This window comes from Trichocoleus sp. ST-U2 (assembly GCF_039961875.1).
Classification (GTDB): domain Bacteria; phylum Cyanobacteriota; class Cyanobacteriia; order Cyanobacteriales; family FACHB-T130; genus FACHB-T130.
This window is the reverse complement of sequence record NZ_JAMPJY010000002.1, coordinates 158,018-179,544: the sequence shown is the minus strand read 5'-3', so window position 1 is coordinate 179,544 and position 21,527 is coordinate 158,018. Positions and strand designations below refer to the sequence as shown.

18 protein-coding genes and 1 pseudogene are annotated in these 21,527 nt (G+C 47.5%); 10 read left to right on the top strand and 9 right to left on the bottom strand.

Annotated elements, in window-relative coordinates; translation table 11 throughout:
• Positions 1-176: 176 nt before the first annotated feature.
• Complete coding sequence (locus NC996_RS02105) at positions 177-404, top strand: hypothetical protein (protein ID WP_190410665.1); 228 nt, start codon at positions 177-179, stop codon at positions 402-404.
• Between the two features lie 60 nt (positions 405-464).
• On the opposite strand, the gene NC996_RS02100 is transcribed toward NC996_RS02105, so the two are convergent.
• The gene (locus tag NC996_RS02100; RefSeq protein WP_190685736.1) at positions 465-1,973 is read right to left on the bottom strand and encodes an NB-ARC domain-containing protein; all 1,509 of its coding nucleotides are present in this window, start codon (positions 1,971-1,973) and stop codon (positions 465-467) included.
• 381 nt (positions 1,974-2,354) lie between these two features.
• Here NC996_RS02100 and NC996_RS02095 point away from each other — a divergent pair, with 381 nt between their 5' ends.
• A complete protein-coding gene (locus NC996_RS02095; protein WP_190410913.1) occupies positions 2,355-2,546 on the top strand; it encodes a hypothetical protein in 192 nt (63 codons plus the stop codon).
• A gap of 129 nt (positions 2,547-2,675) precedes the next feature.
• On the opposite strand, the gene NC996_RS02090 is transcribed toward NC996_RS02095, so the two are convergent.
• The 3 genes from NC996_RS02090 to NC996_RS02080 all read right to left on the bottom strand — a co-directional run bounded on the left by NC996_RS02090 (position 2,676) and on the right by NC996_RS02080 (position 6,483).
• Positions 2,676-3,413 (bottom strand): LapA family protein, encoded by a 738-nt coding sequence (locus tag NC996_RS02090; protein WP_190685733.1) that lies wholly within the window; start codon positions 3,411-3,413, stop codon positions 2,676-2,678.
• A 78-nt stretch (positions 3,414-3,491) separates the two neighbouring features.
• Positions 3,492-4,100, bottom strand: a complete 609-nt coding sequence (locus NC996_RS02085; protein ID WP_190410662.1) for a flavin prenyltransferase UbiX — start codon at positions 4,098-4,100, stop codon at positions 3,492-3,494.
• A 79-nt stretch (positions 4,101-4,179) separates the two neighbouring features.
• Complete coding sequence (locus NC996_RS02080) at positions 4,180-6,483, bottom strand: ribonuclease R family protein (RefSeq protein ID WP_190428770.1); 2,304 nt, start codon at positions 6,481-6,483, stop codon at positions 4,180-4,182.
• A gap of 926 nt (positions 6,484-7,409) precedes the next feature.
• Here NC996_RS02080 and NC996_RS02075 point away from each other — a divergent pair.
• A complete protein-coding gene (locus NC996_RS02075) occupies positions 7,410-8,267 on the top strand; it encodes a hypothetical protein (protein WP_190685730.1) in 858 nt (285 codons plus the stop codon).
• Between the two features lie 297 nt (positions 8,268-8,564).
• Here the strand turns inward: NC996_RS02075 and clpP are convergent.
• Together clpP and NC996_RS02065 are read right to left on the bottom strand one after the other, a co-directional pair.
• Positions 8,565-9,176: pseudogene (gene clpP / locus NC996_RS02070) on the bottom strand (ATP-dependent Clp endopeptidase proteolytic subunit ClpP); the annotation flags it as partial.
• Between the two features lie 68 nt (positions 9,177-9,244).
• Entirely contained in the window at positions 9,245-9,454 is a 210-nt protein-coding gene (locus NC996_RS02065) for a hypothetical protein (RefSeq protein WP_190685728.1), read from the bottom strand.
• 69 nt (positions 9,455-9,523) lie between these two features.
• On the opposite strand from NC996_RS02065, the gene NC996_RS02060 reads away from it, so the two are divergent.
• From NC996_RS02060 to NC996_RS02045, 4 genes are all read left to right on the top strand, one after another.
• A complete protein-coding gene (locus NC996_RS02060) occupies positions 9,524-9,691 on the top strand; it encodes a hypothetical protein (protein ID WP_190410657.1) in 168 nt (55 codons plus the stop codon).
• Between the two features lie 17 nt (positions 9,692-9,708).
• Complete coding sequence (locus NC996_RS02055) at positions 9,709-9,990, top strand: hypothetical protein (protein ID WP_190685725.1); 282 nt, start codon at positions 9,709-9,711, stop codon at positions 9,988-9,990.
• 308 nt (positions 9,991-10,298) lie between these two features.
• Positions 10,299-11,114: a hypothetical protein gene (locus tag NC996_RS02050; RefSeq protein ID WP_190685722.1), complete on the top strand. Its 816-nt coding sequence runs from the start codon at positions 10,299-10,301 to the stop codon at positions 11,112-11,114.
• A 118-nt stretch (positions 11,115-11,232) separates the two neighbouring features.
• A complete protein-coding gene (locus NC996_RS02045) occupies positions 11,233-13,299 on the top strand; it encodes a thioredoxin domain-containing protein (protein WP_190685719.1) in 2,067 nt (688 codons plus the stop codon).
• 532 nt (positions 13,300-13,831) lie between these two features.
• Here NC996_RS02045 and NC996_RS02040 read toward each other — a convergent pair.
• The 3 genes from NC996_RS02040 to NC996_RS02030 form a co-directional block, all read right to left on the bottom strand.
• A complete protein-coding gene (locus NC996_RS02040; protein ID WP_242028987.1) occupies positions 13,832-15,487 on the bottom strand; it encodes a penicillin-binding protein 2 in 1,656 nt (551 codons plus the stop codon).
• Between the two features lie 321 nt (positions 15,488-15,808).
• Positions 15,809-16,333, bottom strand: coding sequence for a hypothetical protein (locus NC996_RS02035; protein ID WP_242031517.1), 525 nt, complete (start codon positions 16,331-16,333; stop codon positions 15,809-15,811).
• A 239-nt stretch (positions 16,334-16,572) separates the two neighbouring features.
• Positions 16,573-18,960 carry a GAF domain-containing protein gene (locus NC996_RS02030; protein WP_190685717.1) on the bottom strand — a complete coding sequence of 796 codons (2,388 nt, stop codon included), beginning with the start codon at positions 18,958-18,960 and terminating at the stop codon, positions 16,573-16,575.
• Between the two features lie 606 nt (positions 18,961-19,566).
• On the opposite strand from NC996_RS02030, the gene NC996_RS02025 reads away from it, so the two are divergent.
• The 3 genes from NC996_RS02025 (at position 19,567) to NC996_RS02015 (ending at position 21,088) form a co-directional block, all read left to right on the top strand.
• Complete coding sequence (locus tag NC996_RS02025; protein WP_190533454.1) at positions 19,567-19,728, top strand: hypothetical protein; 162 nt, start codon at positions 19,567-19,569, stop codon at positions 19,726-19,728.
• Positions 19,729-20,022: 294 nt separating this feature from the next.
• On the top strand, positions 20,023-20,739 hold the full coding sequence (locus tag NC996_RS02020) for a glutathione S-transferase family protein (protein ID WP_190410651.1): 717 nt from the start codon (positions 20,023-20,025) through the stop codon (positions 20,737-20,739).
• Positions 20,740-20,779: 40 nt separating this feature from the next.
• Positions 20,780-21,088 (top strand): hypothetical protein, encoded by a 309-nt coding sequence (locus NC996_RS02015; RefSeq protein ID WP_190685714.1) that lies wholly within the window; start codon positions 20,780-20,782, stop codon positions 21,086-21,088.
• Positions 21,089-21,527: the final 439 nt, after the last annotated feature.

Here is a 21,527-nt window from a genome sequence, read left to right as displayed (position 1 = left end):
TGTGTCAACAAAATCCTGCAAACTATTAACTTGAGCAACCAACTTGGCTTTGAATTACTTTGAAATTACCCTATAATTGCTTTGTTTCAATTTCAGTAATGTTACGGTTGCCTAATAAGGTTAAATTGTGAAGCACGGTAATCTCACTTAGGATCATCAAAGTTGGGTGTTCTACCATGAAAAATAACCTCAGCAATATCCGCGAAGTCGTCCAACATGCTTTGAGTACAGGCTACTTAACTGTTGCAGCCGAAGAACAGCTGCGGAGACTTTTAACAACTAAGTATGGATTAGAAGACTTCAACGCTTTTATGCAGTTGCAGCAAGCTGCAATGCTGGGTCAAGTGAGGCAAGAGTCCCGCGAACTCGCCCTTTCTCAGCGACTTTCCTGTGGGAGATGCTAGCGGCTAAGCCAAGCATTGGCGAAAAATCGTCCTTTCCAGCCCTTTGTTAACCCGGTAATTTTAACCCGGTAAGGTTAGACGACGGTTGGTTTCGTATCTCCCAGATGGAGCGTTAATTAGCCCCAAGCTTAATAAAAGAGCCACATCTTTAGTCGTCATTTCTTCACAAATCTGCTCAACTAATTTGTCAGCGAGATACGCCCTGACAACAGGTGGCAAGGTGAAATTATTCGAGGTTTTTTCAATCAGCGATCGCCGTCGCAAAGATTCCATTGCTTCTAGCTGCTGCCGTTTCGATACTCCCGGCACCACCTCGTCTCGCAAGGAACGTATAGGAATTAACTTGTGACGAATTGCCAGCCAGTACATTACTTTTTTTTCTAAGTCCGAGAGGCGATTGAACTGCCGATCTAGTAGATCTCGGATATCCCCAAAGACAACCAACCCTTCTGCTAAAAAGTCGGTGATATTTCCGTCAAAGACATCTTGAATCGTCGTTGCTACAATTTTCAGGACTAGCGGATTTCCCGCATAGCGGTTGATCAGGACTCTACATTCTTCGGTTGAGCCAACTAAACCTTTGAGTTGCAGTAACTCTTGTCCATCGGATGCTGACAACCCCCTTAGTTCTAAGGAACGAATGGGTAAGTTTTCCCCTTCTAAGGATGCAATTTCTTTCGGTTTCTCCCGACTGGTGAGAACCAGACAGCTAGGATGGCGTTCTTCTCCCAGACGTCGGAACAGTTCCCCATATCCCTCATATTCGGGACGATAGTATCCAGCGTGTTGGATAGGAGATAAGACTTCCTCTGCTCGATCGAGGACGATCAGACAGCGATGCGATCGCAGATAAGCCATCAGTAGGGAAATTCCCTCGTCTGCGGTTGCGTCACCGATGATTTCCTGTCCTTGAGACAGAAATTGAACCAAGTTTGCCACCAAATCTTGAACTGATGGAGCATGACGTAGCGATCGCCAAATGACAAACTCAAAATCTTGCTGAATCTGTTCTGCTAGCTTTACAGCAAGAGCAGTTTTCCCGATTCCCCCTATCCCCAACAATGCCACTAAGCGGCAGCTGTCGTGGACAATCCACTGCTCTAAGGTTGCCAGTTCTTCCTCGCAACCGTAGTAAGCTGCTACATCAATCACTTCTTCCCAATCCTGGGAAGCGATCGCTGTCCCGATCGCAGATGTCTCAGCTTGACCGTGTTCGGCTACGTTAGCTGAATCTATTTTATATCCAGCTTTTGAGAGCAAGTTGGTGACGCGGCTCCAGTTCTTGATTTTTATAACGTCACCCGTTTGGCGAATCAGGAGTTCTTGAATGTATTTGTACAGCCCATTCGATAAGTAAACTCTAACGGCACTGCTAGTGCGACTTTTGTAGACAGTGTCTGCTATTTCTGCTGGACTATAGCCACACAACAATCCTCTTAAGAATTTCTTCTCAACGGGTGTCAGACTCCTTCCTTTGGCAGATGCTAAATCTATATAAAGCTTCTCCAAATGCCAATTATTTGCTGCTTCTGTAAACTCGTCGTCCTGCCGCTCAACAGTTGATACCATTGTCTCGCGTTGCTAACCCCAATAAAGGCTGTCAACGCCTGATTCTAACGGATTAATTATGAAATCCTAACGAAGTTACGATGAAGTTCTAACGAATTTAATAACGATTGTTAGATGAAGTTTCTTTAATATTTTGGCTATCCTTAAATTTTAGGAAGACTTTATCTAACTTTCATCTAAAGTTCATTAAAATTTCACAGTTTTTGAGAGGGAGAAAAGAGGTGAAGCGATGGTTTTCCTAGGTTTTAACGGCATTACCCTACCCTGCGGCTCAATTATATTGCTCTGCCTCAGAAAAGGCATCCGTAAATTAACTGAAGTGAATTCCCTATTTAAAAACCTAATGGTTTCTCCTGGTGTTGATTGAGTTGGTGAAAAATTATGATGCTCATCCGCGAACTTGTCGAACAAGCACTGACTATTGGATATTTAACCGTTGAAGCTGAAGATCAACTGCGACAGTTATTAAGAAAAAAGTATGACAATGAGGATTTTAATGCCTTCATGACCTTGCAGAAAGCCGCAATGACAGGTCTTGTTAAGCAGCAATCGCGCGAACTGATGCGGTTATAAGCAGTAGTTTAGAGTTAATTCTTGGGGTTAATGACTTGAGCATTCAGGAGTCAAAATAATAAAGCGTGTGAATGCTTCCCCGGAGAGGGGTTGAGGGAAACCCTCTCAAAAAAAAGTCACCCTCTAGGCTTATCGGTTCTTCCAATCAGTGTCAAACTCGTCGTCCTCGTCTTCAAATCCCCAGTCGTCCTCATCCGGATTGGTTTTCTGTACAGGTTCAGGTTCCTGATAGGGCGGGGTAATTACCCGGTAACTAGCATCATAAACGGCTTCAGTTTTTCCCACCCCAGAATTGCGCGGTTCCCGGTAGCTGTAAGAATAGACGGAACCCGCTCGAGAGGCGCTTTTCGGTTCTTGCTGACGCTCGTAGGTTGTACGTTCTTCTACAGATTCTTTTGCAAACGGTTGTCGGCTTGGAGTGCGATCGCGCGGTTCCTCCAATTCATCCCCCCAATCATCATCCTCCGCAACCTCATCTTCCCAGTCATCTCCATCCGCATCGGTATTCGTTGGCTCTGGCGGAGGGGGAGGGGTGTAACTGGTTTGTTGAGTGGTAGAGGTTTGTTGAGTGGTATAGGTAGATTGGGCAGTTTCCCGCCGCGACTGGTTGGCACGAGGGGGTTCTGTAGCTTCTAGTTTGCGGATGCGTGCTTGTAAGGGACGCCGTTGTAGATAGCTCAACAATTGTAAGAAACTGCCAGTCAGGGCACCCGTTGCGATCGCTGCCAAAATCCAAACCCCTACAGGTAGCGCTTGCGTCTTAGCACCCAAAAATACCAGCGCTAGCACCGGCGACAAATTTTGTAAAGCAAGTAGTGCTACGGACCCTAGCACCAACATCAGCAGTAAAATCCGAATCGCAGGCATAATCTATTAAAAATTAAAAATTAAAGCTTAAAAATGCAGAATTTCTTCTTGTATTTTCAATTTTACATTTTTAATTTTTCATTTTCCTTCCCATCGGTTAATCGGGATACAGTCAATATCTAGCTGATCTAAGGCACGCGCCACCACAAAGTCTACTAAGTCTTCAATTGTTTGGGGATTATGATACCAAGCAGGAATTGCTGGGACAATTCTGGCACCTGCTTCTGCCAAAGCCGTCAGGTTACGCAGGTGAATCAAGCTAAAGGGCGTTTCGCGGGGCACAAGAACCAGTTTCCGCCCTTCCTTGAGTTGGACATCTGCTGCTCGCTCCAAAAGGTCGGAACTTAAGCCAGCTGCCAGTTTCGCCACGGTACTCATACTACACGGCATAATCACCATCCCTAGGGTGCGGAAGGAACCACTGGCAATATTGGCTCCCACATCGCCCCAAGGATGGCAGTAAAGTTTACCCTGCGTTTCGACTCCAGCTTGCTGTCGCCAAAATAGTTCCTGTGCCACTGCTTCTACAGGCATCCGGATAGTTTGCTCTGCCTGCCAAACCATGTAAGTAGATTTGGAGGCAACCAGTTCAACGCTGTACTCAGCTTGGAGCAGAAATTTTAAGGCACGTACGGCATAAATTAAGCCAGAGGCACCCGTGATGCCGAGGATAAGGGGTTTGGTCATTAGTAGTAGGTAATGAGTAATTAGCTAAACGGTTAATGGCTCATGGTTCTTGAACACACCATGAGCCATTAACGATTAGCTATTCATCCAATTCAGGATCGGCAGAAGGATCTGCTTCTATATCCTCATTGCTGGCTTCGCTACCGCCGCCGACAATGACCAAGTCAATTTGCTGACGATAGTAATCAACGCTCTTAACTTGGACTTCCACGCGATCGCCTAGACGATAAGAAACGCGGCTTTTCCGCCCAACCAGGCAAGCATGACGGGAGCGAAACTCGTACCAGTCATCTTTAAGAGAGCTGACGTGTACCAGTCCTTCCACTAGCAAGTCTTCAATTTCCACAAAGAACCCGTAAGACTGGACGCCGGTAATTAAGCCCTGGAAGACCTCTCCCGTGCGCTCCTTCATTAGCTCGGCTTTTTTGAGTCCTTCCAGATCCGCTTGTGCATCTGAAGTCAGCTTTTCACGCTCGTTGAGATGCACAACGATACCCTGTAGCTGGCTTTCTAAATCTTCTTGCACGTCTGGTGGCAAGACATTCCAGTTGATATTGCCCTGGGCGGAACTATGACGCAGATTCACGCTTTCTTTGGCGCGAGTGGTTCGGCGATCGCGTCCTTTCTCGAATACAGCAAGCAATACCCGCGACATCAGTAAATCTGCATAGCGTCGCAGCGGTGAGAGACAGTGAGTGTAGGGGCTTTCGTCCTCGCCTATTCCCAAAGCCAAACCAAAGTGAGAGCCTGGAGCTGTACTGTAACCACAGGGTCTCAGGGTGGACTGCAACAGATACATCAAGACTCGCTCTGACTGGGATTGAGCGAACATTTGAGTAAAACGTTGATAATCCCGTGATGTCACAGCTTCTTCCTGCTCTAAGCGCAGTTCCATGCCTAGATTACTCGCCAACTTCATCAATTCCTGCACATCCTCCGGGTCTGGAGAAGGCTGAATGCGATACGTTGCAGGCAGAAAGAGTGCTTGCAAATGGGTAGCGATCGCTTGATTTGCCAGGAGCATCAACTCTACGACTAGAGAACGCACTCCTCCCGAAAATACAATCGCTCCTAGGATGCCTTCATCGTTGTAGGGCAATTGAGTACCGGGCAGATTCAGTTCAAATCCTCCCCTCCCTAGGCGCTGTGCTTTCACTGCCGGACTCAGCTCGTAAAACAACTGACTGAGCATTTCAAACACTGGCGCTTCGGCATCTTGATGACGCTCTAAAATTGCTGTCGCTTCGTCGTAACTGAGTTGGCGATCTACTTGAATCACCGTGGGTTGAATCTCATACTCCACCATTTGTCCGGTGGCGGAATCGAGAGTTAACAGTACCGAGATCGCTAAGCGAGCTTCGCCGGGTACCAAGGAGCAGCGACTGGCAACAGCATCCGGCAGCATTGGCAGCACCATGTCTCCGAGATAGACGGTGTTTCCCCGCTTGCGAGCTTCCCGATCCAGGGCTTCTTGTGGCTCAATGTAGTGGGCAACATCCGTGATGTGGACGCCCAACTGCCACACTCCAGCCTCTGTTTTGTTAAGAGTCAGAGCGTTTTCTGTGACGTGCTGAGCGGTTTCGTTCTCACTTCCCGCTCCTGAAGGCTCAGGAATAAAGGCAAGAGTTAACAAATTCCGCAAATCCAGCCGGTGCTTGAAATCTTTTTGACTTGGCTGTTTGGGCAATTCCTCTGCGGCTCTAAGCACCTCAGATGGAAAGTTGCGAGGTAAGTCGTGCTTGCAACAGACAATATCGGTGTCTGCGGCGGCTTCTGCATTGCTGCCGAGAATGCGAGCGACTTTGCCAATCGGCGGCTGCGATGCCAGGGGATAGCGTAAAACTTCGACGTGAACGAGGTAATCGACGGCTTCCGCCAAGTTTTGACCGTTCGGATGCAGATTCAGTTCAAATAGCAGCCGATCGTCTAGAGGGACGGCTCTAAAGCCGGTTTCGACTTGCTTGACTCGTGCCAAGACCGAGGGATTGGCCCGTTCTAGAATCAGCCGCACTTCCCCTTCTGGAGAGCGTTTGCGGTTTCCTTCTTTGGTGACTTTGACGAGAACGCGATCGCCATTCCAAGCAGTACTCAGATGGCTCTCTCGGACGTAAATATCCTCCGCTCCTTCTACCTCCTGAATGGCAAAGCAGAACCCTTTACTCGAACAGCGCAGTTTGGCTTCGACGACATCTTCTTCTTGGACGCGCCGATACTTACCGCGATCTTTGACCAAAATGCCAATTTTTTCTAAGGCATCCAAGGCAATTTGTAGTTTAGTTAAGCTCTCTTCATCCTGGCAACGCAGTTTTTTTTCCAGAACCTTAGGAGCGACTAATTTGTCATCTGTGAAATTAGAAAGTAGTGTAGCGATTGAAAATTCCATGCAGCTATGAGTTTGCCTCCACCATAAAAACAATTCTGTTTGTCTACATTTGTCAGCTGATAGAGACGAGCTAACCTTATCTCTACAACAGTTGCTTCTTTCTTCTTGCCGACTACTGACTGTTGACCGCTGACGATTGAAAGCGATTTTTCTCCTTGTTATCCTGACGCCATGCTTAGAAAGCATGGGTATTTTTACCCTGATGTGGCAGCGCCAAATTCGCCGCGTTTTTAACAGATGTCTCGCTACTACCTGGGTGGCGCGTTTCTCACCCTACAGTATGCGAAACCTTGTCATCGTCATCGAACGCGATGCTCTAGCCTTCTTAGCGCTACACGAGGAGATGCATATCGCGATATACGCTATGCGAGGAGTCGCAGTTAATCGCGGCATACACTACGCGAGCGGAAGATTTTGGACTATCGATTTTAGACTTTGTAAACAAACAAAATTTTGTCTTTTTACAGATTTTGGACAACAGACGGCTGCGTTTGGTAGTCTCTAGTCCACGGTTGGTCGTCTTTAATCTACAGTCCACAGTTGAGCGTCAAGGGAACATCGTCAGGCAACCATCCCTCCTTCAGCCCGCCTTTGCGAATATCAAGCAGATGTCCCGAACAAGAACTCTGGATGCAACCAGCGCCTGGCAGCAACCAGTGCTTTCTCTGTTCAGGTGCTTGACGACAAAAGCGACGACAAGCACTTTGTCTGACTGCCTTTTCTCAAGCCAACCACTGTGAAACGGACTCGGTCACTTGCGAGCGTAGCGGGCAGTAGGGAATGGTTTTATACCATACCGATGAACAGTCTCTAATTATTTTAGTTTCTTGCGGTACCTTCTCTAAAATCGTTTTTCAGGGGGCGTACTATACTTAACGTTGATGGGAGCCAAAAAACCCGACTAGGTTTGGGTGGCGTGGAGTATTATGTTTTCTCAATTCCGAGTTCGTTATCCCTTAGGCAGCCTGACCACTGAGTTACTAACCATTCATGAAGGAAAGTACGTGGTCAAAGCCGCTGTTCAAGTCGAAGGTGTAATCCTAGCGACAGGTTTGGCAGCAGCCGGTGAGATTGAGCTGGCAGAAGACAAGGCAACAGCCAGAGCGTTGAACTGTTTGGGAATTCCTGCTGGAAGTTCTAGCCACAACACTCCAGTTACGCAGTCTGATGCTCAGATTACGCAAACTGTGGCGGTTGAGGTGCCAGTGGGGGCGATCGCAAACCCCAGACGCGAAACGGTCATTCCGTCAGAAAGCCCCTCGCAGCCAAGCCCAAATCGGCTGTATTCCGATCCAGTCAGCTTCAATGATATGGCTGGAATGTCCTTCTCAGATCGGGGGCAAAAAGAACCTGCTTCACCACCTCCCGTCGTGCTATCGAATCAGGATGTCCCGTTTGCAGAAGAGTATTCCCCTGCCCATACTGAGCTTTATGGGGATGATGCTGCGATCGAGACACCCGAAGAAATGTCGGGAGGCTTGTTTAGCAGCCAGCATAATCAGCCAATGACCTCTTCGCCTGGTTATCACGCTAGCGAAGAGGTTATTCAGCCAAGTCCGATGGATATGACTATCGGCAGCACAAGTTCTGCTGCTGAGGAGATGGACTTATCCGAAGCGATGGCTAGAACGACGGTAGAAATTAAGCGTTTGCGCTGGACTGCTGAGCAAGGAAAAGATTATCTGAAGCGAACCTACGGTAAGCGAGGTCGTTCGGAGCTGAATCAGGAACAATTGCTGGATTTCCTGCGCTATCTTGAATCTCTCCCAACACCGGAAAAGTAACTGAGCAACATCGTCAATAAAAAATGGGGGAAGCTCCATTTTTTATTGACGGGATGTGTAATTTTCTGTATTTCTCCCTCAATCGATCGGGAACGAAGGATCGTGGATTGATTAACCTCCTAATTTTTGCGTAGTAGGGACATGGCAATGCCATGTCCCTACAAAACGTGAACGAGCGTAAGTTATTTAATCTATGTTCCTGAGGGGATCTCACAACATTTGCTTGACTCGATCCTCCCAAGCCCCGCTCGATGGATGGGCTAACCAGAAATTGCACGTCCGTTAACTTTTAGTTCTCTATACCGCTGCAACGGCTGTGCGGGTAGCAGAGGGACTGCGTTTAATCACCTGATCGATCAAACCGTAGTCCTTGGCTTCCTCTGCCGACATAAAGAAATCGCGTTCAGTATCTTCCTCAATCCGCTCGATGGGCTGACCTGTGTGTTTAGCCAGATATTCGTTCAGCTGTCTTTTGTGGTACAGGATTTCCTTGGCTTGAATCTCAATATCGGTGGCTTGACCTTGAGCGCCGCCGAGAGGCTGGTGGATCATGATCCGGGAATGAGGCAGACTCATCCGCTTGCCTTTAGCACCCGCGCTGAGGAGGAAAGCGCCCATACTAGCGGCTAATCCGAGGCAGATGGTGCAAACATCCGGGCGGATTTGATTCATCGTGTCAAAAATGCCCATACCTGCGGTGACGGAACCACCGGGAGAGTTGATATACAGGTAAACGTCTTTCTCTGGATCTTCAGCGTCTAGAAACAGCAGCTGAGCCACGATTAAGTTGGCAAGGTCGGAATCAACCTGTTGTCCCAGGAAGATGATGCGTTCCCGGAGGAGCCGGGAGTAGATATCAAAGGCACGTTCGCCACGACCTGATTGTTCGATAACGGTAGGAATCATGGAGTCTGCTTTTTCGGGTGATTTTTCTTAATTTTAGCGATTGTAGGAGAAAGTACCGGGTGCTGGAAATACTACCGATACAACCCTAGCGAGAAGGTGCGCTTGCAGCAGGTGGATTGGGCTTGTCGGCTGGAATGTAGAACATCAGGGAAAACCCGTCGGTAGCACTGAAAGGGTAGGCGTATTTTGTCGTTGTGTCCTCTGAGGTTCGGTTTTTCAACAGCGATCGCATCTTGCTGGTTGTCTTCGTCAGGAAACAATCGCCCAACTGGGTGAATCAATGGGACGAAGTGCGATCGCTATAGCAAATCGTACTGTTAGAACTATTCGGGGATGGAGGGAACCGAGTCATGCCTAAAAGACTTCTGCAAGCCGCCACGATCACCTTGTTGCTCAATGTAATCGCAGCACTAAGCGTCCCAACCACAATTCAGACACCGCGATCGCTCTCAACTGCTCAACCCAACGCTAATGGGGAGTTGACTGGATCGACTTCTGTACAGATGCGTCCTTATTAACAAAGGAGTTGCTCGATATGACCGTGCAATTTAAAGATTTAGAAGCGATCGCTCAACAGAAGATTGACTTAACGCCAACAGCAGCACTGGCTGCACAGACACGGCAATATCAGGATGTACCTTTAGAAGAAATCTACGATTTACTCGAAAGTGTCACAGAACCTTTTACCGTGTTAGCGGATTCTCTTCCTACACCACTCCAACAAAGTGCCCGACAAGAAATTGAGTTTTTTGCCTGTTTGTACCAACAGCACCTCGATCGCCCCTCCATCAATCAAGCCAGAGATAGGATGCTTTAATTGATGGAAGTTATTGGTAGGCGCGGTAGCGAAGCGGTATTGCTCTTAGCAAATCGCGCCTAGCACCCTGTCCTAGCACCCCAGTTGATCGGTTGAACCGGGGCAGCGTCTATAATCTACGCAAGCTAGAGCAGTTGGGGCGCTTTTCTTTTTCTCGTCCCTCTGCTTCCCGTGAACCAGGCAATGTTATTCAAACCCAAAGACATAAAGAACGCTAAGAAAGGAAAGAAACTAATTTTGTTATAAACAAGGATAAAATCTCTATATATCAATATCAAACTTTGTTACAAAAATAAGTTGACTTGAACATGAAAAAAAGCATTTTTCTATTTTTGTTATTAGCCTTGGGTTCTTTTTCAGTAGTTTATTATTACTGGAAACAGGCGACCCAACTTCCTGAGTGGTACGTTACCAAAGAAAAAACTACAAATCCTCAAGTTAGACAAATTGACTTTAGAAATGAAGCTGAAGTCCAAACAGTCAAAGCCAGATTGCAAAGAAATGTTGATGCCAAAATAGAAAATAGCATTGGAGCTAGCCAAGGATTGCAAACAGAACTAAGCAGACGGGATGGAAGTGATAAAAAACCTGCTATTGATAAAAATACCCAAAATACTCAGGCGGAATTAGATAGTCAAGATATAGAAATTGACTTGAGTGAAAATGAAGTGAATGATTTGGTAATTTCAACAATTGCTAAAGATAAAAACACCAGTAAGTTACTGGCATCTACCAAGGGTCTCAATACAACCATCAAAAACGGTCAGGTAGAAAGCGGGGTTGTATTCAATGTCTCAGAAGTTCCCAAAGAAGAACTGAATCAACAAGAGAAAGAGTTGTTAGAAAAAGTCATAAAAACATTCCCTTTTTTAGAAGAGAAGGAAGTTTATATTGGGGTAGAAGGTAAGCCAAGGGTAGAAAATGGGCAGTTAAAACTTGAAGAACAAACAAAAATAAAAGTAGGAAATTTGAGTTTTACCACAGCAGAACTTTCCCAGCGGCTGGGAATTCCTCAAGAGAAGATTGAACAAAGATTGAAACTGGAACTGGAATTGGGACGTTTAAAAATAAACGATATCGAAATTAAAGAAAATAACGCTTCGCTCAAAGGTTCGGTTAACTAATGTACTCACCCAGCCACGATTGACCAGAATCTAGCGTGGGATGGAGCGATCGCTCCATTCATCACGCTAAACTGCTAGGGGTGAAAACGTACTCATATCGAGTTCTGCTATTAGCCCCATGACCAATCGCCTCAATCAAGCTGAAAGCCTGTACCTCCGCAAACACGCTGAAAATCCCATCGACTGGTGGCCTTGGAGTGAAGAAGCCCTAGAAGCTGCCAAGCGGGACAATAAGCCAATTTTCCTATCGATTGGCTACTCCAGCTGCCACTGGTGTACGGTGATGGAAGGAGAAGCGTTTTCCGACCAGGCGATCGCAGACTACATGAATGCCAACTTTATCCCGATCAAGGTAGACCGGGAAGAACGACCTGACATTGATAGTATTTATATGCAGGCGTTACAGATGATGGTAGGTCAAGGCGGTTGGCCCTTGAATGTCTTTCTCTCTCCTGAGGATCGGGTGCCGTTTTATGGCGGTACATATTTTCCGGTAGAACCGCGCTACGGGCGTCCCGGATTTTTACAAGTGCTACAAGCGATTCGTGGTTACTACGATACAGACAAAGCGAAGTTGCACGCGGTAAAAGAAGAACTTCTGGGTCATCTCCAGCAAGCAGCCATTCTGCGACCAAGTATGGGGACGGGTTTAAAACCTGCCTTGACCAACAAGGATTTGCTACAGCAGGGGTTAGAAACGAATACCGGGATAGTGGCTTCTAGCGAACATGGCGCTAGTTTCCCAATGATGCCCTATGCCGAGTTGGCGCTGCGAGCAATTCGATTTAATTTTGAATCCAAATACGACGCCAAGCAGGCGTGTACCCAGCGCGGTTTAGATTTAGCACTGGGCGGGATTTACGACCATGTAGGCGGCGGTTTTCACCGCTACACGGTCGATCCGACTTGGACGGTACCGCATTTTGAAAAAATGCTCTATGACAATGGTCAGATCGTGGAGTATCTGGCTGATTTGTGGAGTGCTGGGATACAAGAACCGGCATTTGAAAGAGCGATCGCAGGTACATTTCAATGGCTAAAGCGAGAAATGACGGCACCGCAGGGTTATTTCTATGCTGCCCAAGACGCGGATAATTTTACCCATCCAGAGGAAGCAGAACCAGAGGAAGGGGCATTTTATGTCTGGACGTACCCTGAAGTAGTCGAATTGCTGACTCCAGACGAGTTAGACGAAATTCAACTGCAATTTACCGTGACGCCGGGGGGCAACTTTGAAGGTCTCAACGTCTTACAGCGCCGCCATCCGGATATTTTGAGCGAAACAGTAGAAAAGGCACTCGCAAAGCTATTTGAAGCACGTTACGGTACGTCTCCCACTGCCCTAGAAACCTTTCCTCCCGCCCGCAATAACTACGAGGCAAAAACTGGCAACTGGTCAGGTCGAATTCCGCCAGTGACGGATACTAAAATGATTGTGGCTTGGAATAGCCTAATGATTTCAGGTTTAGCCAGAGCTTACGGGGTATTTAGGCAGGAAGAATATCTCTCCTTAGCTGGAAAAGCGGCTAATTTCATTTTGGATTGTCAGTGGGTGGAGGGGCGCTTCCACCGTCTCAACTACGACGGGAAACCTTTGGTACTGGCGCAGTCGGAAGATTACGCTTTGTTTATTAAAGCGCTGCTTGATTTGCACCAAGTGACTCACGCTAGTTTCTGGATGGAGAAAGCGATCGCCCTCCAAGAAGAATTTGACGAATTCCTCTGGAGTGTGGAACTGGGTGGATACTATAACACCGCCAGCGATGCCAGTAGCGATCTGTTAGTGCGGGAACGCAGCTATGTGGATAATGCCACCCCGGCTGCGAATGGAATTGCGATCGCTAACTTAGTGCGTCTGGCTTTACTCACTGAAAATCTTACCTATCTCGACCGCAGCGAACAAGCTTTGCAAGCCTTCAGCAGTGTGATGCATCAGTCACCTCAAGCTTGTCCGAGTTTGTTTACCTCCCTGGATTGGTATCATCACTGTACGCTGGTTCGCACTACTATCGACCACCTAACTCCTTTAGTTGCTCAATATCTGCCTACAACAGTATCGACGGCGGAGTCGAATCTGCCATCAGGTGCGGTCGGGTTAGTTTGCCAAGGACTAACTTGTCTGGAACCGTCCCAAAGTCGCGACCAAATGTGGGAACAAGTGCAGCGAAGTCAAATTCGCAATTAAAAGTACCAAGTTAGAAATTAAAGAGGTAAGATTTAATTCTTCTTTTTTAATTTCACCTTCGGAATTGGCTTTAGCGATTAGCCGCAATTTATTTTAGGATGGTGCTTCACAAATCATTTAGGGCTGCGATAGCAATCCTATTTTAATTGTGAGATGCTAGATTTCCGAATCCCCGACTTCTCTTAGCCGTCGGGGATCTTGCCTTTACATACAATTATTGAGGGCTACGATATAGACTTTTTATTTTATTTTTGTTAAAATAAAACCGATAAGGAAGAACTAGCTTTTAATATTTAAATCAGACATATTTCTATTATTTAAGGATACCTTGGGCAGCCTAATTAAGAAAGTCATATTAAATAAAAATTTTGCGCGATCACCTGCAAGCCGTTATCCCCACTCGTAATTAAAAATGTAAGGGTCAGCAGATTTGCACAACTAATCTAACGGTTGGTTGCGATTAGTTATTAGCTCTGAATTATCACCAATAACTAATGACAGCTTCAACATAGGTTTCTTTACGCTCTCCTACTTAATTTTTAATTTCAGAAGGCGGAATTTTCTCAAGGCTAATTAAGGCTTCCATCACTGATTTCACTACAGGTGCGGCTACGGTGGAACCATAGACCTTGCCCTTCGGTTCATCGACAACAGCTAGAACCACATAGCGGGGAGCATCAACCGGAAAAATGCCCACAAAGCTAGTGATTCTGGCAGAGCTAGAATATCCCCCAGTAGCGCTGGCTTTCTGGGAAGTGCCCGTTTTCCCTCCTATTCGATAGCCTGGGATTTGCGCCGCTTTCCCGGTTCCCTTCGTGACGACCGCTTCCATCATTTCTAACACCGTCTGAGTCGTCGATGGGGAAAAGACGGGGCGCGGCGTGGGTAGCGTTGGCTGCCAGTACATCTGCCCTTGGGAGTCGATGAGTCCCCGGACGAGATGAGGAGTTACCAGTTTGCCACCATTGGCGAGAGCAGCGTGCAACTGAGCCAGATGGATGGGGGTGAGAGAAAAGCCCTGACCAAAGGAGGTGGTAGCGGGTTCAATTCGAGATGACGTAAACTGCTCTTGGCTTTTCATTTGTCCGGGTGATTCAAAGGGCAGGTCGATACCAACCGCTTGTCCCAGCCCCAGCCGTTCCAGCCAACCGTAGTAGATACTCGGCTTGAGTTGTTGGATAACTTGCACCATGCCGACGTTGCTCGACTGTTGCAGAATCTGAGAAATCGACAGGGCACCGTGACTTCCCTCTTCAGCATTTTTGATCTGCCAGCCAGCTACCTGAATCTGACCTCGATCGTAGAATACAGTGTCGGGTTTGATGGCTCCAGCTTCCAGCGCGATCGCTATATTGAGCGGCTTAAACGTCGAACCCGGTTCGTAAAGGTCTGCCAGCGCCCAGTTCTTAAACAAACCTACATCCGATGTAGAGTACTCATTCGGGTTGTACGTCGGCTCTGCAACCAGGGACAGCACCGCACCATCCCGCGCATCCATCACGATGATAGTGCCCCGTTTGGCACTAAACAACTCCATTTGTTGCTTGAGGGCAGAACGAGCAGCACGTTGTAGGCGATTATCAATTGTCAGCTGGAGTTGCAGTTCATCAAAATGCAGCAATCCTTCGGGCACGTGATCTGGCATCAACGTTCCGTTACCAGCGCGGCTCAGTCGAACGGTGCGAACAGCCCGGGTGAGTAAATTTTCCTGGCTATACTCCACACCCGCCTGACCGCGATGATCCACATCCACATAGCCCACCACGTCTGCGGCTAGATCCTGCTGGGGATAGAGGCGGGCGTAATGTTGAATCAGCTCTAAGCCATCGGTTCGCAATTGGGAAATACCGTCGGCTTCTTCTTCGGTCAGGGCGTAGGCAACCCGAATTCCACTTTCCTGCTTGTTGAACTGCTTAAGCAAATTGTCAGCAGAAACTCCCAAAATCACCGCCAATTTCGTCGCAATTGCCTGTTTGGATTGTTTAAACAGCTTTGGATGGGCGTACAGCGTATAGGCGGGACGGTCAGTTGCCAAAACGTTACCACTGCGATCCACAATCGAGCGTCGGGGAACAAAGGGGCGCAGATAGACCATCTGCTGCTGTCGCGCTTTTTGCAGCAGGCTCGGTGCCTGCACCACTTGTAGGCGATACAAATTGATCGCCAGCCCTAGCCCGCTCAGAGACATGATTAGCCAAACAAGCAGCAACCGTAAGGATGAAGTACCCAGCAACAAGGACGGAGAACGCAATAGGCTCCAATCAAAAGACTTCTGAGGTAAAGACTGCTGTGGTGATATCTTCTCCTGTTGCCGATTTTCGCCGCCTTGCTTTGGTTCTGATGACTGACGACTTTTTCCGTTTTGAGTGGGTTTTCGAGGCAGTTTTTTCACTGACTCTGGCATTCCACTTCCATTCTGGTTCAACTCGCCCGTCTCTTTAGCAGTTCCAGAAACCTTTTGCGTAGGCAGCGACCTACGATTGCTGACTCCTGACTTTTCCATACCTCGTTAATAGCCTAGTGGCGTAGTTGGGGATGTTTCTGAGTTAGGAGCTGCCACTGGCTTGGGCCGTGACTGGCGCTGGGGCGCTGGCGGCAGAAAGATGGTGTTAGCTGGATTGGGAGCAACCAAACCCGTACCCGGACGCTCAGCTTCTTGAGCCAACTGATTTTTTAGGGCTTCATTTGCCGCTGTCATTTGCCGCTCGTTGCGTTGCAGATTTTCCAACTTGCGGTACTCCTGGCTCCACATCTGCTGAGTATAGACCGTCCAGGCATAAACTCCCAGGGTGCTAGCAATCAAGAAGAAACATACCAGGTTGGAGGTGCGCTGCAATGTCACCAGCGATCGCAGCCATGCGGGTGTCTGTGCCTGAAAGTCCCGCTGTTGGGAGCTTCTGCTACGGGTTCTAGACGATGAACCGCTTTCGGAACGCAGGGGTATTGCCTTTCCTCTAGGTTGCCGCGAGGAAACAGTGCTTCTTCTATCCGGACGGTGACGATCTGGAGTCAGGGAGTGAGGGGCAGCAGCCATAAGTAGTTCTTTTTATTAGTATCAGTTGTCAGAAATGAGTTTTTTTCTCTTCTCAAGGTCAGTTTGCTTTGCCACTGACTGTTGACCACTGACAAAGGACAATAAACCAATCAATTTAAACTCTAGACACAAGAGCTGTCTATAGTCCATATTTTCTCGCATCGAATCCAACATTCTTGTCGAGATGGCTAATCGATAGCGAACGTGTACCTAGTCGCTACCTTCGACGCAACCACAGCTTAACACTCTCTAATTGCTTCTTTTGGCAAGGTCGTCGCGATTGCTTTGAGATGAACAGGAGAAGGTTCGCCAGGATGAAGAATGTAAGATGTTGGGATGCTGAGGGAAGCTGCTGGAGAGCTGCTCGCGTTATCCACCCGATAGGATGAGGAATAAATTTCTACTTCCGAGTTTCTGACTGCTGACTCCTGAATGCTAGCGTCCTTCTCCTCACCCCGCGCTAACAACGGTTGGGGGGGCATTAAGGGAATTTCAACAATAAACTCTGCACCTTGACCGACTTGGGATTGGCATTGTAGCTTGCCTTTGTGTTGGGTAACGATGATTTGATAACTTACTGCTAAGCCCAATCCGCTGCCCTGACCAACGTCTTTCGTAGTAAAGAAGGGGTCAAAGATTTTCGACTGAATTTCTGGGGGAATTCCTGGCCCATTGTCAGCGATCGCAATCCGCACACTAGCGACCCCTTGAGAGCAGTCCGGCACCAATTCGGTACGCAAGGCGATTTTTTTGTCCTCGGAAGACCCCCGATTGAGCGCTTCTATCGCATTCATCAGAATACTCAAGAAAACTTGATTGAGTTGCTTCGGGTAACACTCCACTAAAGGCAAGTCGCTATAGTTTCTCTCTATTTGGATCTCATTGCCCAGCTGACTGTGCAGCAAGAACAGCGTATTTTCCAGCCCGATGTGAATATCGACTGGTTTCAGGGACGCTTGATTATGGCGCGAGAAGTTCTGCAATGATTTAACAATTTCGTGAATTCGCTGGGCACCTGCCTGCATCGAATTCAAAATGCGCGGTAAATCTCTCAGGAGGAAATCTAGCTCTAGTTCCTCAGTGAGCTTTTGTAATTCAGCATCTGGATTGACATAGAAAGTTTGATAGCTCCGCACTAATCGAATCAGGTCATCTACATACTTTTCCACATAAGGAATATTGCCGTAGATAAAGTTCACTGGATTATTAATTTCGTGGGCAACGCCAGCTACCATCCGACCCAGACTTGACATTTTTTCACTTTGAATCAACTGGGATTGCGTTAGCCGCAGTTCAATCAGCGTTTGGGCCAGTTGCTTAGCTTGAGCGGCGCTTTCTACTGCCTGCTGCTGAGTTTGGGCGTATAAGTTGGCTTGTCGAATGGAAATCGCCAGCTGATCGGCAACCGCTTGGGCAAGTGTCCGGTCATTTTTCGACCAATACCGGATATGCGAACACTGATTGAGATAAAGAATTGCGTTGAGTGTTCCGTTTGCCTGTACTGGCACGACCAGGGAAGATTTTATCTGGGCTTTTTGATACTCTTCGTTTGCTTCCCCAATTCGGGGATCTTGCTTGATGTCAGGAATACTCACTTGTTGACGATGCTGGATCGCCCATTGGGTCAGTGGCCCGTGGGTATCAAAGTCATCAATGGTAGAGGGAAAAGGCTCCCGACACACCTCAAAAAGGTATTTCCGCCGAAAAGCGGCACCGTCCGTGGGCAAGGGTTGCAATAAGAAAGTTTTATCTGTTTGCTTCTCTGCTTCTTGCTCCCCGGCTTCAGACGCGATCGCCTTTGTCTCTACAAGCTGCTTCTCGACTCCCCGGCTTCGCTCCTCTTCCAAAGTGTCGCTATGTTCCACCAGATGCACTAGACACCGATCTGCTGACAGCGCCTGCATCAGATGCGCGATCGCTTCGGTCAGAATTGTTTCCAAGTTAAAACTCTGCCGGGTTTGACTGGTAATTTGATTCACCAGTTGCTCTCTTTGAGCTTGTTTCTGGGTTTGCTCGTAAAGCTGAGCTTGACAAATCGCAATTTCTAGCTGCTGGGCGATCGCTTGCAGAAATTCAATTTCGGAGTTTGACCAGGTGCGGGGTTGCTCTGAAATACAGACAATAAAGCCAACCCACCCTTCTTTTCGCTTAACCGGAACGAACAAGTTAGCCCTGTCCCAGGGAGAAGACCCTTGGGAGCGTCCACTGGTGTCGATTTGCTGGTTATCTCGCTTTAGCCAGGAAAGCCATCGATTCATCATCCCCCCTGTCGTCGGGTGAGAACCTGCTGTTTGGCTGTTGATAATTAATTTCCCAGAAGCGATCGCACTCTCCACTGCGCCAAAAGTTTCTAAGGGATGGTACCCCAGTTGAGAATTCTTTTGCTCTCCATTGATCCGCTCGCAGACAACTTGTACCCGCTTGGTATCCTCGAAATACCACAAAAAACAACACCTATCTAGGTGTAGCAACGTGGCAATTTCGTCCACTGCCGTTTGCAGCACCACTTGCAACTCCAACGAGTTGCGGATGCGATCCACAATTTTCTGTAGCAGTGCCCAATGCTTTCGCGGGTACTGAATCCAGGCTGGAAATAATTTGCTGGTATAAGCCACAAGCGGAAACACGCCGCCTCCCTTGAACTCTTCTTGCGCGTCTAGTTTGGTAAAAATTTTAGGCAGCGGTCAATCGTCCTGTTGTCAAATCACTAGCAATTGGTAAGCCATGTTAGTTTATCAGTCACTTTGGTTAGAAATTGTATTCAGAATAACTGATAGTGAGTCTCCACATCTCCATAAAGGTTGATTTTTTAGCTTCATTCCGTTGCTTTGACTGAGAAAACTAAATTCGCTCCCGATGTGGAAATCCTCGAAAAGTCGCGGATAGACAAAATTACCACTTGCTGGTACAGTTTGCTCTGTTTTTCCGAGGCTTCTGCTAAAAAAGAAATTGAAAAAAACTCAAAGCAATATCACTCCCAAGAGTGAGTGTGAATCCAGCAGTACGAGAGTATTCTTTCCTAAGTACGAAATCTGAAGAATACGGTGGGGCGCACCGGAATTCAAGCTTGGGAGCAAGGAACCTCACTCTTTTGGAATACCCAAAACTGGCTAAGAGGACTGGTGAAACCAAGAATTCCAGATTTCACCTGCGGGAGCGTCTAAGCAAAAACCGCAATATTGTGATTAAATAGCAAACGATTCCTTTGGTTGCAATCTCTTAAAGAGGAGTGTATGAACAAAAAAATAGTGAGTCTGCTTTTAGTTCTCGGCTTGGCTACCACCTTGGGAGCTTGTCAGGAAGGACCGAGTGATAGTACTACTAGCCCTTCTCCTACCACATCTCCAACGACTGGTGGAACGACTACTAGCCCAGCGCCCACAAAGTCTCCTTAAGGAGCTGGTTTTCGCTCCTTACTTCTCCTGAAAGGGATTCATACCGAATCGACGGGTATGAAAGTTAGTAGTGAGTTCTAAAACATCTGAACCCCGATCTGGTAATTGCTCCTCACACATTCACTGGGTATCTACTACTATCTGAGTCAATATTGACACCCAGGACAACTGTTATGTTGGCAACAACTGACTGACGAAAACAACTGGGGTCACAAGCATTAGTTGGCTCACCTAGAGTCGGAGTAAGGTCTGACTATGTTTATCTGTTGTTGCGGTAGGCGGCTTTGGCATTAAATGCGACTACTGCAATTTAGTACTTCTCACTATTGTCGGAAAGCAAGACTGGGGCTAGGTTATAAGCAAATTGCTTATCAGGTTGAAAATTTAACCCCAGGGCTACATATCCTCAAACTCAAGCCAATCACCGGACTCACGACAGTGCCGGTGCTTTTGTTAGAGGCAGAAGATATGCAGGGAGTCAGCGAAGCCATCCCGTCAGGGACGCGGCAGGAAGTGCAAGCGATCGCTGACTCGACGCAGATTTTACAATTTCTAGATCGCTATCGCCCAGAACCAGCGCTATCGTTACCGGATCGCCAACTACAGACAGAAGCCTTGATGCTGGAAGATTGGCTGGATGAAAGTATCGGCACGGCGACTCGCTTTGTTTACTATGATTTTCGTGCCGGTGCTGGTAAGCAAATCGACCCTTCGCCGTCTAGTCAGCTGGTGATTCAGGTGGTGCGGCGGCAATATGGAATTAATCAGGCGGCGGTGGAACTGGCAGCAAATCGGCTGAAGGTAGCAATGGAAGTGTTATCCAGTCGCTGGCAGAATAGCCTCTACCTGGTGGGCGATCGCTTAAGTGTTGCAGACATCGCCGCAGCCGCTTTACTCAGTCCTCTGGCGCTGATTCCTCAATACCGAGAAGATTATCCTTGGTTGTTTGAGCGCATTGAGCGGATTCACCTTCTTTGTCGGGAACCACTACCCCCCGGATTGGGAAATTAAAAATTAAAAATTAAAAATACACTGAAAATTAAAAATAGAAATGAAAAAGGCCATTATTTCACTATGGATTTTGCAATTTTCATTTCAACTGCTGGGGGTGATGCCTGCTAGGGGACTGCCACCACCGGAGGATACTCCTGAGGAAGTATTGCGGACGGAGATTATTACGGAAGCGCGATCGCCTATCGACGGCAAGCAACTCACGGCTGCTGAGTATGCCCAATTGCAGAACGCTCTGCAAACCCGTCCTGCTGCAACATCCCAGGTAAATCCCAAACTGCGAGAATTAGTTTTTCTGCTCCGCGTGCGGCGGCTGCTACGTACCTTTGGTATCCCCACGCCCAAATAAATCCCGCATTTTAGCGATTAATTTTTCTGGTTTGGGTGCGGTAACTGTTATAAATGTTCGCGTTCCTGAGAGAGTCAGAGCAACGCGAAAAACGTTTGCCTAAGTAAGTCGCTATCATAAACTGCGTACACCCTACTTAAAAGCTGCCTTTGTTTACTATACCTACTTGCTTGCTCCAGCTCTTCACTCAGTACTCAGATGAAGACGTAGATCGCGTTAATTCTAAAGAAGTCAGTTTGAGGCTAGATGACAATGCACTTTTATTTGCATTGTTCTACGTAGAAGCAAGAACTGTATCCTGGTACCGATGACAAAATATACAAAAAACAAAAAATGTATATAAATATTAAAGTGCTGTTAACCAGAGGGAGATGCTCTTTCTTCAACCGCTAGCTGCTATAGCCCTACCTTACGGGAAGACTTTCAGGCTTAGGGCAGG